We start from the raw sequence: 17142 nt of genomic DNA on the forward strand, positions 1-17142 counted from the left end.
TTAACTATTAAAAGAAGCTTGTTACTCTTCCTTTTCTTATATAATTTACACCTCTCATTTTAAATCTTTCTAATTGCTTTGAATAATAAAAATTATATAAATCTATTGCAAGAAATAACCCATCCATAACTGAATATTTTACATCTTTTAAAAATATCCCATTTTCTTCTTCAATTTCTACTTTGTTTGTCTCTTCCATTAATCTTTCAAATTTTTGTTTGCTTTCAGTAAGAATATTCATTATTTCTTCTTCTTCATAGCCTTCAAAATTTTTATTGATAATGTCATTAACAAATTTTACATACTCACTATTTACTGTTATGTATTCATTGAAAATATCGTTTAAACTCATCTCAAGTTATCCTCTTTCTTATAAAAGTCTTGTTCCTTCTTTATCTTGTGTTATTAGTTTCTTTTTCATTAGTCCGCCAAGAGTCATTTTAAAGTAATTTTTACTTGTATTGAATTCTCTTTTAATTTCTTCTGATGAACTCTTATCATTATATGGCATATATCCACCATTTTCTCTTAAATACTTAAGTATTACTTCACTTAATTCTTCTCTTGCATCTAAACGTTTCTTTCTTGTAGTAATTCCAAGTATTCCATCTTCATAAACTCTTTTTATTCTAGCACTTATTTCTTCACCTGGATATATGTACTCTAAATGCTCATTAGGCAATATAAGTCCTATATATTCTCTATCAACAGCAATCTTTAAAGTTCCATTTTCAGCAGTATCATATACTATAACCTTAACTTCATCATCAACCTTATACTTACCTTCTTCTGCAATATCTAAGTATTCATGAATCTTAGTAGTACCTGCTAACCTGTCTGTTTTATCAATATACATATAAAATAAGTATTTTTTTCCCGTCTTTAATTTAAATGCCTGCTCTTTTAAAGGTATAAATAAATCTCTTTCAAGTCCTATATTAACAAAAGCACCAATTTCACTTTGAGATACAACCTCTAAGTATGCAATATTTCCAACAGTTAATAAGGGTCTTTTTAAAGTAGAAATCAATCTATCTTTAGAATCTCTATAAACAAAAACTTCTAAACTTTCACCTACTTCTACTTTGCTACCTTTCGCATTACTATTTGGTAATAGCACCTCATCTCCAAATTTATCTTCTAGATAATAACCAAAATCCACTTTTTTCTTTACCTTTAATTTATTAAATTGTCCTATATTTATCATATTTTATCCTCCATAGAGTTATTTGCTAACTTTCTATATTTATTTAAATTCATTGCTTAAATTTACATAATTCAAGCTAGACTTTTTATTACTTTCAATTTCCTCTTGAGTTAATTTTCTAACCACTTTTGCTGGATTTCCAAGTATTAAAACATTATCCTCAAACACCTTATTAGATGTTATTAAACTTCCAGCCCCTATAATAGTATTATTGCCAATTTTAGATCCATTTAGTATTATAGAGCCCATTCCAACTAGAACATTATTTCCTATTTCACACCCATGTATTATTGCTCCATGACCTATAGTACATCCTTCACCTATAACAACTTTGTAATCTTCATCCGTATGTATAACTGTATTTTCCTGAATATTAGTATTTTTCCCTACTACTATATTTTCAAGATCACCTCTTAGTACTGCTCCAAACCATATATTTACATTTTTATCCAAATTCACATTACCTATTATGACTGATGTTTCTGCTATATATGTATTCTTATGGATTTTAGGCTCCTTATTCTTAAAATTCTTTATCACTTATGATCACCTCATTTAGATTATTAAAATTATTTTATCATTACAATTGCTTATTGTCATTATTTTAACTACTTCTCTAATAATATATATTATAAATAATTTTTAGAGGTATATTTTTTTGGCTAGTAAAAAGAGTGATAAAAAAAATGAATTTGATATAAAAGACTTAAAATTTTATTATGGAATACCACATGCACATTCGGGATTTTCCACTGGACACGGCACCCCAATAGAGACTTTTGATTATGCCAGACATAATGGCTTAAATTTTTTAATATTAACCGATCATAATAATTACCTTACAAAAAAGGTTCGGGTTAAGGGAAATGAATTTACAAAATGGGATGCAAGTAAATATTTATCTTATAGATATAATAAAAAACATGAAAATTTCCTATCTATCATAGGTTTTGAAAGTAAAACTAATCCCTTTGGTGATATGAACATAGTAAATTCTGATACTTTTTTTACAGGTACAGTTAATAATCTCCAGCTTATATTATTATGGATGTTAAATAATCCACATGCTTTTATTTCAATCAATCATCCCCATAAACAAATACAGTATTTAGAATATAATCCTGTATTGAATAAACTTATAACCTCCATAGAGGTTGGAAATGGTTCATATCCAAATAGATATATACGATATGAGCGGTATTATTATTACTTGTTAGATAAAGGATGGAAATTAAGTGCAATTAATGGACAAGACAATCATCGAATGAACTTTGGTGACACTGAAAATTTAACTTGTGTTATCGCAAATAATTTAAATACAAACGCTCTTGTTGATGCCTTCAGAAAACATAGAACCTATTCTACTGAATCAAGAAGCTTAATAATGCATTTTACTATTAATAATACTTTTATGGGAGACACACTTTCAAAAGATATTAATTCTCTTCAATTTTCTATATATGCTGAAGATCAAAATTATCTTATTAAAGAAATACACATCATTTCATATAATGGTAGCGTAATAAAGAAAATAACTGATTTGAATCTTCATAGAATAAGATATATTTACAAACATAATCCTAAGTCAAACGAAACTTGGTTTATCATTAAAATTTTACTTGATAAAAATAAACTTGCAATAAGTTCTCCTATTTTTAGGCAGTAAAAAAGTCGGTAAAGTTAACCGACTTTTTATTTATCTTTGTTTTTAACTCTATTTGGCTTAGCTTTTGGTCTTATTTGAATTTGTTTTTCTTTTTTCTTAACTCCCCCTGTTTGCAGTATATCCATGAACCATAAGAAAAATAGTACTGCTAATATAGAGAGTCCATAATTTACAAATACATTAACTTTTCCTGCAAACAATTGTATAATAAATAATACTATTGATATTGCAAGTGGTATGTATTTATTTATACGTATCTTAGAAAATACATACATTCTGCAAAGTGCAAAACATACAAGTATAAGTATAAACATTAATACAAACATGAGAATTGAAGATAAAATAGCCATAGCTTAAGTCCTCCTAAAAAAATCTATCCAATAATTAATATTAATTTATATTCAGAATATTATCAAGCATTATAAAGATTTTTATAACTTTCCATATTTACTATTCAGAATACATAAGTGTAAAATTTTATTAAAATATCAATATTTCAAAAATATTTTTCTAAATCGTTATTTTCTTCTTTAAATTTAACATAATATTTGATAAAATAAAAATAAATTATATAAAATTAATTTGAGGTGATATTATGGGTAGTATATCTAACGCTAATTTAGATGAATTAGATTTACAAATACTTGATTTATTAATAAAAGATTGCAGAACTCCTTATTTAGAAATTGCAAGAATCTGTCATGTAAGTGGCGGAACAATACATGTTAGAATGAAAAAGATGGAGGACCTTGGTATAATTAAAGGTTCTAGAATAATTTTAAACTTACCAAAACTCGGCTATGATGTTTGCTGCTTTGTAGGTATCTACGTTGATAAAGCATCATCATTTAATTCAGTATTTGAAGAAATGTCTCATATTAAAGAAGTTGTGGAATTACATTTAACTACTGGTAATTTCTCTATGTTTGCTAAAGTAGTTTGTAGTAATATTTCTGACCTTCAAGACGTGCTTCTTAATAAAATAAATACTATTACAGGCATTCAAAGAACTGATACATTTATTTCATTATCTCAACCAATAGATAGAAATATTTCATTATAAAGAAGAAAGTTAAATTTCTTCTTTAATTTTTGTTAAAATATGGCCTATACATTGCTTTAACAAATGTAATTTATTTATAATGCATAAAATATATACCACTAACGCATACTATTCTTGAATTAAATTATTAATTTTATTTTTTAAATTTAAGGAGTGTGTTTTTAATGAAAGTATTAGATACAATTGCACTTATATTAGTTATAATAGGCGGAATTAATTGGGGATTAATTGGATTCTTTCAATTTAACCTAGTTGGATCTCTTTTCGGATCTTTCTCAATGCTAAGTAGAATTATCTACGCTTTAGTTGGCATTGCTAGTCTTTATAGTATTTCATTCTTTATGAAGGATAAAGTTTCATAAGATAATACATTCTAAAATAAAATAATTTATTATATGTTTTAAATATTGTATATACAATAAATTAAAATTAAAACAACAAGCATGACGTATTAATTACTTTCATACATCATGCTTGTTGTTTTACAAATTAATTTTTTATTTTTTTACTCTTTTAATTTCATCAAATAATTCTATTGCTGCACTTCTAGGACCAGTTTTTTCTTGCCCTTTAACACCCAAACATGTTTTAATTTGACCAACTTTGACTTGATTAGATTTGAACATTAAATCAAAATATTCATCTATTAATATATCAGTTTCTATTTGCTTTTGTGCTGGTCCAAATGGATTTGCAAAATATGATTCTACAAGGCCTTTTTCTGTTGTTGTTCCTTTAGCAATTCTGGCACCTGCTTTAAATGTCTTTTTAGCATCATCCACATTTTCAAAGTAATTAAGATATTTATCGCCTTCTCTTACTTCATCATAATTATTTGCATAGAAGAAGAAATCTATTGGATAGCCCTTAGTTATTTCTTTGTATGATGCAACTGGCATAACTAATCTTGCATTAATCTTATCAGGATTCATAAATATACTTCTATCTATTTCCTTGAATGCATAACCTTGATCTAAGTCATCTAATCTTACAAATGCGCCTATTTCTGTTCCGTAGCCTTTTATTACGCCATCTTCAATCTTAAATGTTCCCATATCATCAAAGATTATTGTCATATCTGAAATATAATCTTCACTTAAACTTCTAAAGGCTTCTAAGCTTTCTGATTTACCAGCGCCACTGTCTCCCATAATAACTACATTAGCAACATCACCGCTCTTTAATACAATGTTAACCATAGAACCATGGATTGGTAAGTAGCCACGCTTAATCATAAGAAGATTATAAAGAGTTAATGTCATCTTCTTCATATAACCAAAGTAATCTATTTTCTCTGAATGATTTACATATCCAAGCATTATATCATTTTTCTTATCATCATAGAAAACTGTTTGAAGCTCTTCTCCGTCATCTTTAGCGCCAAAAACATATATCATTTCTGGCTTTCTTCCTCTAGTTTCTTCACTTCTAGCCATTTCAAACAAGTTACATAATGTTATTCCATGTTCCATAAAATCTCTATGGAAGTATATGAAAATTAGCATCCCACCTATTTTAGCTGGATAGCAGAACCAATGCTCTTTATTTATTTGTGCATATTTTAATGGATTGTAGTCAATCTCAGTAAACATTCCGTCTCTTGTATTTCTCTTAGGATATGTTATAAATGGAGTCTCTAAAAGAATTTTATCTATAAATGGAATATCTTCTAATAGCTCATATCCTTGTGGTCTAGCCCATTCCATTTCATGTATCATAACACATGCATTTCCACCTGCAGGTATTTGTCTATATACTTGTGGTTCATATCCAAGCATGCTCTTTTCTATTTTTCTATACAATTTTAATATTAATACCGAAAAGTTATCATTAGCTTCAGTAAAACTTGCTGCTGCGAGTCCTTCTTGCACTTTATATCTATGAATTATTGTGTACCTCTCAAGTCTTCTCCAGAAAAGATAAAAATCTTCTACAAAAGCTATAAAATCATCTTTTAAACTTAGTAAATCTAAAAACCTTTCATTATGCTCAATAATTTCTTCCACACTCATAACTGTTAAATATTTAATTATCTGAATTATATCTCTTCTTACATCTATTAAGCTATCTGTATTTAATGAATTACTTAAATATCTATATGATTTAGAATTTTTCTTTTTAGATCTTCTTAAATAGATATCTAAAATTCGTCTAAATCCGTCACTTTCTAATACAGCCTCAAAGCTATCACAATACTTTGCAGTAAAGTTAATCATAACTTTGTCATTACTCATTGAAAATTCTTTTTTCATTTTTCGTCCCCCCATTATGAATTTTTTATATCAAAAAAATTTCATTTTATTTCACTTTGCCACGTTCTTATAACATTATACCATATTTTTTGCAATATTCAACCTATCAATTTTTCATTTGTTGCATTTTTCATTTAAAACTTTCTTACTTCATTTAGCTATTTTAGAGTGAAATACGCAGTTTGTAATTATATTTTCATTCAATATATTAATCTTATGCTAAATGAATAATTAATGTGATTTTAAGAACGTTAATATATTTTTCAAACTTTTTATTCGCATTTCATATTTTTCCTTAATATTCTAATTCTTTTTATAATCCTTCCATTCTTGTTAATTTAATGGTAAAATATCCCTAATTCATTATGTATTATTTTTTACGGAGAGAACTTTATGAATAAAAATAAATTATTTAGAAAAAGACACATTTCCTTATTTGCAAATATTTTCATATTAGTTGCTTTATTAATATTTGTTAAACTTTCTTTTAACTTTAATAATTATTCTAATACTTATAAAAATGCCATGCTCGTTCACTATATTGATGTAGGTCAAGGTGATTCTGTTCTTATTCAAGTAAATAATAAGAATCTTTTAATTGATTCTGGACCGGAGTCCAATAAGAATAATCTATTAAAATATTTAAAAAATCTTAATATTGATACATTAGATTATGTAATAGCAACCCATCCCCACGAAGATCATATAGGAAATATGCAGCATATAATAAATACTTATAATATCTCAGCTTTTTATGCACCAAAAGTTACAACTAGCTCTAAAACCTTTGAGCAAATGATAGATTCTTTAAAACGAAAAAATTTAAAAATAAATGTTATAAAGCAAGGTATATCATCCATAGATTTAGGTAATAATACTAAAGTTACAGTCTTCTCACCTAACCATGATAGTTATGATAATTTAAATAACTATTCTCCAATTATGAAGATAGAATATAAAAATACTTCATTTTTATTTACTGGTGATGCTGAAGAAGAAGTTGAAAGTGAAGTTTTAAAGAATAATTTCCCTTTATCTTCTGATGTATTAAAAGCTGGGCATCACGGTTCCTCTACTTCAACCAGCGCTTCTTTTCTTAATGCTGTTAATCCTAGTATATGTGTGATCAGTGCTGGTATAAATAATAATTATAATCATCCAAATCCTACTACATTAAAAAAGCTACAAAAAAATAAATGTATTATTTATAGAACAGATAAACTTGGAGATATATTGCTTATTTCTGATGGAACTACTATTAAAAAAAAATAGTACATGTGACTATTTTCTTTCTATTTACTAAATATAAATTTAATAAAATACCAAAAATAATACTGCGTTGTTAATACAAGAAATATTGACATAAAAAGACCATTGAGATATGATAAAAGTATTGTTAAAATGCAAGTTAATTATTAGAAATTGGGAGTGAAAAACATGGCAAATAAAATTAGAACAAGATTTGCACCTAGTCCAACTGGGTATATGCATGTTGGTAATTTAAGAACAGCTCTTTATGCATACCTTATTGCAAAGCATGAAGATGGTGATTTCATATTAAGAATAGAAGATACTGATCAAGAAAGATTAGTTGAAGGTGCTACAGATATAATCTTTAACACTTTAAAAATGACTGGACTTAATCATGATGAAGGTCCAGATATAGGTGGTCCAGTTGGTCCATATGTTCAAAGTGAAAGAAAAGATATTTATCTTGAATATGCTAAAAAATTAATTGAAAAAGGTGAGGCTTATTACTGCTTCTGTTCTAAAGACAGATTAGATATGCTTAAAGAAAATGCTGAAGCATTAAAGAGACCTTTTAAATATGACAAACATTGTGCTCACTTAACAAAAGAAGAAATAGAAGAAAATTTAGCTAAAGGACTTCCTTATGTTATAAGACAAAATAACCCAACTACAGGTACAACAACTTTTGAGGATGTCATTTACGGAAAAATATCTGTTGATAACTCAGAACTTGAAGACATGATTTTAATAAAATCTGATGGTCTTCCAACTTACAATTTTGCAAATGTTGTTGATGACCACTTAATGGGAATAACTCACGTAGTTAGAGGAAATGAATATCTTTCATCTTCACCTAAATATAACAGATTATATGAAGCATTTGGATGGGATGTTCCAGTTTATGTTCACTGTCCTCCAATAATGAAAGACCAACATAATAAGTTATCTAAGAGAAATGGTGATGCTTCATTTGGTGACCTTATAGATAAAGGCTATTTAAAAGAAGCTGTACTTAACTATATAGCTTTACTTGGATGGAACGATGGATCAAATGAAGAAATATTCAGTTTACAAGAATTAACAGAAAAATTTGATTATAAAGATATAAGTAAATCACCAGCTATTTTTGATAGTGCTAAGCTTAGATGGATGAATGGAGAATATATAAGAAAACTTTCTTTAGATGAATTCCATGAACTAGCAATGGTTCAATATAAGAAAGTATTACACAAAGATTTTGATTTTAAATTTATATCAGAATTATTACATACAAGATGTGAAGTATTAACTGATATACCAGAACAAATTGATTTCTTAGAAGAACTTCCTGAATACTCTACAGATCTTTATGTTCATAAGAAAATGAAGAGCACTGTTGAAACTTCGCTTGAAAATTTAGAAAAAGTATATCCTGTTATTGAAGCTATAGGTGAAGATAACTGGAATATTGATTATTTACATGAAAAAGTATTTGAATTAATTAAATCTTTAGAAATAAAGAATGGTACAATGCTATGGCCTATAAGAACTGCTCTTTCTGGCAAATCATTTACACCAGGTGGTGCTTTTGAAATTGCTATTCTTATCGGAAGAGAAGAATCACTTAAGAGATTACAAAAAGGTATTGAACTTTTAAAAGCATAATAAAAAGGGACCTCTAAAAAAGAGGCCCCTTTTTAAAAGTAAAGTACTGTTTACTTCTAGAAAGAATCTGTGTTTATTCTGTTTATTATTCTATAATCTTTAAGCTAAATTATCCTTTATATCTTCTTTATCTATCTCAACAATAACTTCTGCATTATCATCATCATCTTCTTCAATTTCTTCTATATTTTTTATTTCATCAATATCTTCTATTTCTTCTTCAACTTCTTCAAAAATATATTTTTTCCAATTGACATAAATATAATATAAATTAACTACATCTTGTTCATTATATTGAAGTATTTTATCAATTTTTTCTTGAGGCATTCTTTTAAAATAACTTCTATCTTTAATTACTTTATGAAAAGTTTTAGCTAAATTAGATCCGCTAATTACTTCTCCTTCTCTTACAATATCAAATATTTTTTCAAGATTTTTAAGACCTATTGATGAATTTTTATCTTTTTCATATTCCTTTTGGATATCAATAGAATCAAATTCATCTTCAAAATTATAATATATCTCCTGTTCTTTAAACAGATAGTTAATCACCGTAAAATCATTATTGCCTGAAAAAGTAACTATTGCCTTTTTACCTTTTTCTTTCATATTCACAAAATACTTTTTTGCAAGATATAGTATATACGTTGCTTCGTATTTGTCCTCAATCATATATTGAGTAACTTTGATTTCTTTACTTTTCTTATCATATTCACATGCACCAAAAACCCCTATACATTTGGGCTTTTTATATACGTAGTGCTCAAGGTCAAAAAATATTAATTCTTCTGGTTTATATTCCCTATCTTCAGGTTTTATCATAAATTCATCGCTGTATTCTTCTACCTTCACATTGTTCTCTCGAATAATCACAGTACCACTCTTTCCTATACAAACTGTATATCTTCAATATCTAAATTGTATATTACATCTTTTCTCTCAACAATAACATTAACTTTTTTTATTAACTCTCTATCACTTATAACTTTTTGAAGCAGCTCTTTTGTAGCATTCATACAATATGGGTACTTAACACTCTTAAACATAGTGTAATCTCCAGATGTATCACCATAAGCATAGCTTTTTGATAAATCTATATCATATTTATCTACAAATTTTTGTATAGATTTTTCTTTGCTTTTACTGTCCCACATTGGAATAACTTCACCAGTATAAATATTATCTTCATTTACTATATAGTTAGCTCCAACATAGTCTGTAAATCCATATTTTTTAGCCATTTCAGCTACCATTTCCGAAGGTGAACCTGAGATTATTATTAAGGTATGATTATTATCTTTATGCCATTTAATTCTATCTCGTGTAAAAGTGTAAACTCTATCACCTTTTTGTTCTACTATTTTCTTAGCTATATACTCCATTTGGCTCTTTTCTAAACCTTTAATTGATTCAATATAAATATCTGTCATTTTCAAAAGATAATCATCATAATCGCCCTGCCTCTTATCCCATTTTAAATAATCTGGCCTAACATCATTATACCATCTTTCAGTCTCTATTATTTCATACTTAACCATCTTTTTGAATATTTCTGTTATAAGCCCTTCTCTATATAGTGTTCCATCTAAATCAAAAAATGCTGCTACATTTGACATATTTAATCACACCTTTCTTTTAATAATTTTAATAAGATGATTTATCTATAGTTTTATTATAATAAAAAGATTTAAAAATCTAGATTTTTTTAATATTTATTTTTATTCTACTATATTATATATATTAACATTAAGTATGGAACTACATATATTATAGTTTAACTATATTTATTCAATAAATGTGTAAATCTCACTTATATCTTTTCTTATCTTTTTTCTAACTTCAGTATTTTCTGGATATCCAATAGAAATTACTAATCTTATTCTTTTAGTTTTATTTAATTTTAAAAGTTTTTTTAAAGCTTTTTCATTAAACCATCCAAGAATACAAGTACCAAGTCCAAGCTCCTCTGCCTGAAGACATATATGTTCAGTAGAAATCCCAATATCAACAGATCTATAATCTTGATTCTTTACTAGTTCTCCTGTCCTTGAAGTGATATTTCCATTTTCTTCAACAACTACAATAAAAGCTGGACATTCTTCTGTAAACTTGTTCATAATCTTGTCCCTTATGCACTCAGAAACCTTAAGAGACATTTCTTTATTATTTACTATTAAAAAGTGCCAAGGCTGACTATTACATGCTGATGGAGCTAATCTAGCTGCTTCTATACATTGTATTATTTTTTCTTTTTCTACAGCTTTATTTAAATATTTTCTACAGCTTTGTCTTCTAGAAACCAATTCAAAAAAACTTTCCATATTTATTCCTTCCATTCTCTTCTTAATATGACAATCCCATAACATATATGTTATATATGATTTTAAATTTAGTCAACATATCTTTATTTTATCTATAATAATAAGGCTTCATTTCTTTTAACAATTCGAAGAAATGAAGCCTGTTAATATTTTCACTTTTTCTTACTAAATATATTTGGATTTTTATTTTTAAAATTACTTACCATTCTAGAATAATATATATTTATAGTTGCCATAGTAGGTGATGCCAAAAGCATTCCTATGGTTCCAAAGAATCCTCCACCAACAATTACAGCGAATATAATTCCAAAAGCACTTACCCCCACTTTTTTCCCTATAAGTTTTGGATCAAGATACCATGCATCAAATTGTTGTATAGCTAGTAATAATAAAAATACCACAATTGCTTTTATCGGTGAAACAAAAACTGTTACTAAAGCACCTACTATTTCACCTATTAAAGGCCCAAAATAAGGTATCATATTAGTTATCCCAACAACTACTGCTATAAGTATAGCATAAGGTGCATCTATAATTATTAATCCTACAAACGCTATTATAGCTATTATTAAAGAGTCTACAGCTTTTATCCCAATATATCTTCCTATCATTTTATGATAAGTATTTAGTACGCTTAATATATTATTTGCGGCCTTTTCTTTAAAAATCATATATATTATTATTTTTGCATTGTTCAATAATTTTTCTTTATCTATCAAAACATAAATTGATATTAAAAATCCCAATAATAATTTAACTAAATTAGCCGTTATTGAAAACACTGAAGATATTGAATTTTGTAATAACACAATTGTAAAATTACTAATTTTCGTAAATATCATATCTACCTTTTCAATAAAAGCTCCCTGTGTAATAAACTCATTTAATTGATAATTTTGAAATATTGTATCTGACCAATTTTGAATTTTTTCTATATATGATGGTATTTCAGAACTCATATTAACTATACTTTCAATCAAACTTGGTATTGTAAAAAATAATGCAATAAAAATTAGTGCTGCCAACAAGCAATATGTAATTGATATTGATATCGCCCTATTAAATTTTAGTTTTTTTTCAAATAAATTCACTACTGGATTTAAGATATAAGCACATACTAAAGCATATATAAATGGTGATATAATAGATACAAAGTTCTTTATTATATTAAAGAAATAATTATAATTGTCTATTATCTTATATGTTATAATGGCTATCAAAGCCAAAATAAATATATCAAAATATTTATTATTTTTGTTTATCGTCACTTCTCTATTCTTCATTCCTTTCATAATATAATAAAAATCGATTTATGTTATTATATCACACATGATTTATTTGGTTTGCTATATAATTATTAATTTTTTATTAATGATTTTCTTTATTGTGCAATTGCTTCTAATGTTATAATTATATCCTCTAATAAGACTTTAAATCATTATTTTCTAATATTATATTAATATAGCAAAACCAGATTACATAATAATTCGTCTTTAAAATCTCCTAAATATTCGAAATAACAATCATCATAAATCAATTATTTAACGCGTATAAATATGTATTAAAATAATGTTGTTATCATTTTCCTAAAAATATCCACTTTTATGTAATTACATATCATTTATAATAATCAAATTGTAGACATAACAACATTTATTTAAAACATTTGTACATATAATTAAATATGTATAATATCCCCAAGAATCCATATTAAGTTTATCCATAAGAATATACATAATCATGCAAATCATAAAATTACTATCTAATGTATAGCAAAGAGGTTATACATAAAATATGCATAACCTCTTTGTTATATATTACATTTTTTCAACCACATCTATACCTAGTAATTCTAATCCATTTTTAATTACTTGTAAGCTTGCTTTAACTAAAGCTAATCTTGTAGCCTTTAAATCCTCATCTTCTAAATTTAATACTGAATGTGCATTGTAGAATTTATTGAATCCTTTTGCCACTTCAATAACATATCTAGTTAATATAGATGGCTCTAACTTTTCTAATGCCAATGCTATCATATTATTGAAATTAGCAATACTCTTAACTAATTCAAATTCTTCTTTTGAACTTAACTTGCTATAATCTACAGTTCCTTTTGTTTCACCTGCTCTATTAATTATGCTGTTTCCTCTAGCATATGAATATTGTACATATGGACCTGTTTCACCTTCAAATGATAAAATTTCCTTCCAGTCAAATACAATATCTTTTTCTCTTGAATTCTTAAGATAAGTGAATACAACAGCTCCAACACCGATTTTCTTAGCAACTTCCTCTTTATTTTCAAGATCTGGATTCTTTTCATTGATAACTTCCACAGTCTTTTCTACGGCTTCTCTTAATAAATCATCAAGTAAAACTATTGAACCATTTCTAGTTGAAAGCTTTCTATCTGCAAACTTAACTAATCCAAAGCCTACATGAACACAGTCTTTTGCCCATTCATGACCTGCAAGATCTAACACTTTAAATACTTGTTTAAAATGAAGTGCTTGTGGAGTACCAACTACATATACACATTTATAGAAATCATAAGTCTTCTTTCTGTACATAGCAGCTGCTAAGTCTCTTGTTGCATATATTGAAGCACCATCAGCTTTTAAAACTATGCATGGAGGCATATTATAATCTTCAAGCATAACAACTTGTGCTCCATTACTTTCTACAAGTAATTTCTTTTCTTTTAATTCTTTAACAACGGCATCCATTTTATCATTGTAGAATGCTTCTCCATTTAATGAATCAAATTTAACACCTAATATATCATATACTCTTTGGAATTCTTTTAAGCTTAACTCTCTAAATCTAGTCCAAAGTTTAGTTACTCTTTCTTCTCCATCTTCTAAAGCTTTAAAGTTTGCTCTTGCTTCATCTTCCAAACTTGGGTCTTTTTCTGCTTCTTCATGGAATTTAACATATATTCTTAATAGTTCATCTATAGGGGCCTCTTCTAAAGCCTCTTCATCAACCCATCTGTCATATGCTGATATAAGCTTACCAAATTGTGTTCCCCAGTCTCCTAAATGGTTTAATCCTACTGTGTTATATCCTTCTTTCTTAAACATCTTATATAAAGAGTTACCAATTGCTGTAGTAAATAAATGACCTACATGGAATGGCTTAGCTATATTAGGTGAAGAATATTCAACACATACTGTTTTTCCTTCTCCCACATTAGATGAACCATAACTATCACCTTCTTGTAACACTTTTTCAATTGTATTTTTTGCAAATACACCTTTATCTACAAAAAAGTTTAAATATGGTCCTAAATTTTCTATTCTTTCAAAGCCATCCGTAGACATAGCATTCTTTAATTCTTCTGCTATCATATTAGGAGCTTTTCTCATAACCTTTGATAATTGGAAACATGGGAATGCATAATCACCCATTTCTGGCTTTGGTGGTATTTCTATTAATTTTTCTATTGTTTCACTATCTAAGTCAACATGATTTTTTATAAGTTCTGAAACTTTAGCTTTATAATCCATAAAATCCTCCTTAAACAATTCACAATTCACAATGCACAATTCACAGTTTAGGATAAAATCACTATGTGATTTTCTATTTTTATTATCTAATACTTAACAATGCTAAACTAAAATAATTCCTTTCTGATTTTTGTATAATGTTCTATGTGATTATATTTTTAATTTTTTATATAAAAAAATCATCTCTTATAAACAAAGAGACGATTAAATCGCGGTACCACTCTCATTGTATTTTACCTTACGTAAAATACCACTCAACATTTAACGCATGTTTATCTGCGATCATTTAATATAACTTTACCAAATGATTTCTCAAAGGCTCTCTTCCTTTATTCTATTCTATAGGACTTCCACCATAGCTCCTACTCGCTTAAGACATCAAATAAAGTACTCTTCTTTTCTTAGAATTTTTCTATATTAATCTTCATACATTATACGAATATAATTAAAATTTGTCAACTAAATACTATAAGATTTACAATATTAGATAACCATCTTATGACTAAATTTGCAGGTGCTGATATAATATTTCCCGCAAAATATACTGCTCCAATCAATAATAGTGGTCTAATCTGCCATAACTTCTCTTCAATATTATTTAGCCCTCCTCTAAAAAGATCTTTTAAAGCATGAAATCCATCAAATCCAGGTATAGGCAACAAATTAAAAAATCCAAGAAGAACATTAAGAGTTATCACTTCATTTATCATATCATAAAAAACATTAATAGCACTGTTTTGTGACATATTTATATCCACATATTTTAAAAAGAATGCAAAAATAATCGTAAAAAGTATACTTGTTAGAAAATTAGCAATCGGCCCTGCAATACTAACCCAGAAGTCATCTCTATAATAATTTCTATATGCTGATGGATTAGTCCTGACTGGTTTTGCCCATCCAAATCCGAATATTATTATCATTAAAAATCCAACTGGTTCAATGTGATTTGCTGGATTTAAAGTAAGTCTACCTTCATATCGTGGAGTATCATCTCCTAATTTATCTGCCACAAACGCATGTGCAAACTCATGAAATGCAAATGCAATTAATATAGCTGGTATCATTATTGCTTTATCATAAATATTAAAATTCCCCATTATTCCTCCTCATAAAAATTAATATATAAAATTATAGATGAAAGCAAATTTTAAAAACTAATTTTGCTTTCATCTATTGTCATTAATCAAACTATTTATTTTCTTCTAAATCCATGTATTTTAGATTTCCATTATTATCGACAGTTGCTATGAAGTCCTCTTTTATTTCAATAAGCTTTCCTTCATATTCAACTTCTTTTCCTGTCATTAAGTTTTTAACTTTTCCCTCTAAATTATGATTTATTAATATTTCACTTTTTTCATTAAAATACAAATCATTTTTATTAACTACATCTTCCAGGTCAATTTTCTTCCATGTTGAAGTATCTTCTTCAGGTTTTCCATAAGTTATACTTGATACTTTTTCACCATCAAGTTCACCTATATAAACAACACCTTCTTTATCTATTCCGAGTAATGCCAAATTTTTATTTGAGTTAAATTCTAATCTATCGCTTGGATTTGTTATATAGAACTTATTATTAATTCTATCTTCATAAACCAATCTATCTTCTCTTGGAATTACTTCTATATTTCCAAGAACGTCAGCTCTTATACTTTCTCTTGTCAACTTATCATTTCTATCAATTCTATAAAGAACACTCTTCATACTTCCTTTATAAACATCAATATAGTATACACCAGTAAGAACAGATGCACTGATCTTATTTATTTCCATATTATCTTGATAGTCACATATTGTTTTAACTACAATTTCAGAATTATCTTTTGGATCATATGTAATAAGTTGAATAACATTTGTACCATCTTTCATTATCTTTTCAGCTATTATAAGTCTATTTCTGTCAGATAACCACTTATGATACATTATTTCTCCATTATCTTGCGTCACAACTTCTTGTATAGTACCACTTTTAGCTTCTTCAACAAATAATTTGCCATTTTCTACATATGTAAGATATTTTCCATTGAAAGATATTGTTATTTGTTCTGCAGTACCTGGTACTGTTCCTTTAACATTTTCAGCTTTACCTTTATTTAAATCAAGATCTTCTGAATTAATATTTGAGGTGTGTTTAAATATAGTATTCTCTAATACATACAGTCCAGAAAATTGTAACATTACTGATAATATTCCCCAAACAATGAACTTTTTAAACATCTTCAT

General features: G+C 27.1%; 17 protein-coding genes and 1 other annotated feature. Of the genes, 5 read left to right on the forward strand and 12 right to left on the reverse strand.

Annotated features, from left to right (window positions below; translation table 11 throughout):
* Window positions 1–7: 7 nt before the first annotated feature.
* From BN2920_RS16535 to BN2920_RS16545, 3 genes are read right to left on the reverse strand one after another with little or no spacing between them, the layout of a single operon-like run.
* A complete protein-coding gene (locus BN2920_RS16535; protein ID WP_058296082.1) occupies window positions 8–352 on the reverse strand; it encodes a hypothetical protein in 345 nt (114 codons plus the stop codon).
* Between the two features lie 18 nt (window positions 353–370).
* The gene (locus tag BN2920_RS16540) at window positions 371–1207 is read right to left on the reverse strand and encodes a CvfB family protein (RefSeq protein ID WP_058296083.1); all 837 of its coding nucleotides are present in this window, start codon (window positions 1205–1207) and stop codon (window positions 371–373) included.
* A 39-nt stretch (window positions 1208–1246) separates the two neighbouring features.
* Entirely contained in the window at window positions 1247–1747 is a 501-nt protein-coding gene (locus tag BN2920_RS16545; RefSeq protein ID WP_058296084.1) for a gamma carbonic anhydrase family protein, read from the reverse strand.
* A 118-nt stretch (window positions 1748–1865) separates the two neighbouring features.
* Between BN2920_RS16545 and BN2920_RS16550 the strand changes: the two genes are divergently transcribed.
* The gene (locus BN2920_RS16550; protein ID WP_058296085.1) at window positions 1866–2873 is read left to right on the forward strand and encodes a CehA/McbA family metallohydrolase; all 1008 of its coding nucleotides are present in this window, start codon (window positions 1866–1868) and stop codon (window positions 2871–2873) included.
* A 26-nt stretch (window positions 2874–2899) separates the two neighbouring features.
* Here BN2920_RS16550 and BN2920_RS16555 read toward each other — a convergent pair whose 3' ends face one another.
* Window positions 2900–3223: a hypothetical protein gene (locus tag BN2920_RS16555; RefSeq protein ID WP_058296086.1), complete on the reverse strand. Its 324-nt coding sequence runs from the start codon at window positions 3221–3223 to the stop codon at window positions 2900–2902.
* Window positions 3224–3468: 245 nt separating this feature from the next.
* Here BN2920_RS16555 and BN2920_RS16560 point away from each other — a divergent pair, with 245 nt between their 5' ends.
* Together BN2920_RS16560 and BN2920_RS16565 are read left to right on the forward strand one after the other, a co-directional pair.
* Complete coding sequence (locus BN2920_RS16560; protein WP_058296087.1) at window positions 3469–3936, forward strand: Lrp/AsnC ligand binding domain-containing protein; 468 nt, start codon at window positions 3469–3471, stop codon at window positions 3934–3936.
* A 164-nt stretch (window positions 3937–4100) separates the two neighbouring features.
* Complete coding sequence (locus BN2920_RS16565) at window positions 4101–4298, forward strand: DUF378 domain-containing protein (protein WP_058296088.1); 198 nt, start codon at window positions 4101–4103, stop codon at window positions 4296–4298.
* Between the two features lie 135 nt (window positions 4299–4433).
* On the opposite strand, the gene BN2920_RS16570 is transcribed toward BN2920_RS16565, so the two are convergent.
* Window positions 4434–6188 (reverse strand): phosphoenolpyruvate carboxykinase (ATP), encoded by a 1755-nt coding sequence (locus tag BN2920_RS16570; protein WP_058296089.1) that lies wholly within the window; start codon window positions 6186–6188, stop codon window positions 4434–4436.
* 393 nt (window positions 6189–6581) lie between these two features.
* On the opposite strand from BN2920_RS16570, the gene BN2920_RS16575 reads away from it, so the two are divergent.
* On the forward strand, window positions 6582–7460 hold the full coding sequence (locus BN2920_RS16575) for a ComEC/Rec2 family competence protein (protein ID WP_058296090.1): 879 nt from the start codon (window positions 6582–6584) through the stop codon (window positions 7458–7460).
* 165 nt (window positions 7461–7625) lie between these two features.
* The gene (gltX, locus tag BN2920_RS16580) at window positions 7626–9083 is read left to right on the forward strand and encodes a glutamate--tRNA ligase (protein WP_058296091.1); all 1458 of its coding nucleotides are present in this window, start codon (window positions 7626–7628) and stop codon (window positions 9081–9083) included.
* 99 nt (window positions 9084–9182) lie between these two features.
* Here gltX and BN2920_RS16585 read toward each other — a convergent pair whose 3' ends face one another.
* The 7 genes from BN2920_RS16585 to BN2920_RS16615 form a co-directional block, all read right to left on the reverse strand.
* Complete coding sequence (locus BN2920_RS16585) at window positions 9183–9956, reverse strand: ribonuclease H-like domain-containing protein (protein WP_058296092.1); 774 nt, start codon at window positions 9954–9956, stop codon at window positions 9183–9185.
* A gap of 14 nt (window positions 9957–9970) precedes the next feature.
* Window positions 9971–10699, reverse strand: coding sequence for an HAD-IB family hydrolase (locus BN2920_RS16590; protein ID WP_058296093.1), 729 nt, complete (start codon window positions 10697–10699; stop codon window positions 9971–9973).
* Window positions 10700–10867: 168 nt separating this feature from the next.
* Window positions 10868–11404, reverse strand: coding sequence for a nitroreductase family protein (locus BN2920_RS16595; RefSeq protein WP_058296094.1), 537 nt, complete (start codon window positions 11402–11404; stop codon window positions 10868–10870).
* Between the two features lie 152 nt (window positions 11405–11556).
* On the reverse strand, window positions 11557–12672 hold the full coding sequence (locus tag BN2920_RS16600) for an AI-2E family transporter (protein ID WP_097919332.1): 1116 nt from the start codon (window positions 12670–12672) through the stop codon (window positions 11557–11559).
* Window positions 12673–13221: 549 nt separating this feature from the next.
* Window positions 13222–14913: an arginine--tRNA ligase gene (gene argS, locus BN2920_RS16605; protein ID WP_058296095.1), complete on the reverse strand. Its 1692-nt coding sequence runs from the start codon at window positions 14911–14913 to the stop codon at window positions 13222–13224.
* A gap of 193 nt (window positions 14914–15106) precedes the next feature.
* Window positions 15107–15325 (reverse strand) — a binding site (T-box leader).
* Window positions 15326–15368: 43 nt separating this feature from the next.
* Entirely contained in the window at window positions 15369–16013 is a 645-nt protein-coding gene (locus BN2920_RS16610; protein ID WP_058296096.1) for a site-2 protease family protein, read from the reverse strand.
* Window positions 16014–16104: 91 nt separating this feature from the next.
* Complete coding sequence (locus BN2920_RS16615; RefSeq protein ID WP_058296097.1) at window positions 16105–17142, reverse strand: hypothetical protein; 1038 nt, start codon at window positions 17140–17142, stop codon at window positions 16105–16107.

This window comes from Clostridium neonatale, from assembly GCF_001458595.1.
Classification (GTDB): Bacteria; Bacillota; Clostridia; order Clostridiales; family Clostridiaceae; genus Clostridium; species Clostridium neonatale.

Coding starts and splice junctions, on each gene's coding strand:
- BN2920_RS16565 (WP_058296088.1), top strand. CDS start 4,101: ATGAAAGTATTAGATACAATTGCACTTATATTAGTTATAATAGGCGGA.
- BN2920_RS16535 (WP_058296082.1), bottom strand. CDS start 352: ATGAGTTTAAACGATATTTTCAATGAATACATAACAGTAAATAGTGAG.
- BN2920_RS16570 (WP_058296089.1), bottom strand. CDS start 6,188: ATGAAAAAAGAATTTTCAATGAGTAATGACAAAGTTATGATTAACTTT.
- BN2920_RS16555 (WP_058296086.1), bottom strand. CDS start 3,223: ATGGCTATTTTATCTTCAATTCTCATGTTTGTATTAATGTTTATACTT.
- BN2920_RS16590 (WP_058296093.1), bottom strand. CDS start 10,699: ATGTCAAATGTAGCAGCATTTTTTGATTTAGATGGAACACTATATAGA.
- BN2920_RS16575 (WP_058296090.1), top strand. CDS start 6,582: ATGAATAAAAATAAATTATTTAGAAAAAGACACATTTCCTTATTTGCA.
- BN2920_RS16540 (WP_058296083.1), bottom strand. CDS start 1,207: ATGATAAATATAGGACAATTTAATAAATTAAAGGTAAAGAAAAAAGTG.
- argS (WP_058296095.1), bottom strand. CDS start 14,913: ATGGATTATAAAGCTAAAGTTTCAGAACTTATAAAAAATCATGTTGAC.
- BN2920_RS16560 (WP_058296087.1), top strand. CDS start 3,469: ATGGGTAGTATATCTAACGCTAATTTAGATGAATTAGATTTACAAATA.
- gltX (WP_058296091.1), top strand. CDS start 7,626: ATGGCAAATAAAATTAGAACAAGATTTGCACCTAGTCCAACTGGGTAT.
- BN2920_RS16615 (WP_058296097.1), bottom strand. CDS start 17,142: ATGAAGATGTTTAAAAAGTTCATTGTTTGGGGAATATTATCAGTAATG.
- BN2920_RS16610 (WP_058296096.1), bottom strand. CDS start 16,013: ATGGGGAATTTTAATATTTATGATAAAGCAATAATGATACCAGCTATA.
- BN2920_RS16595 (WP_058296094.1), bottom strand. CDS start 11,404: ATGGAAAGTTTTTTTGAATTGGTTTCTAGAAGACAAAGCTGTAGAAAA.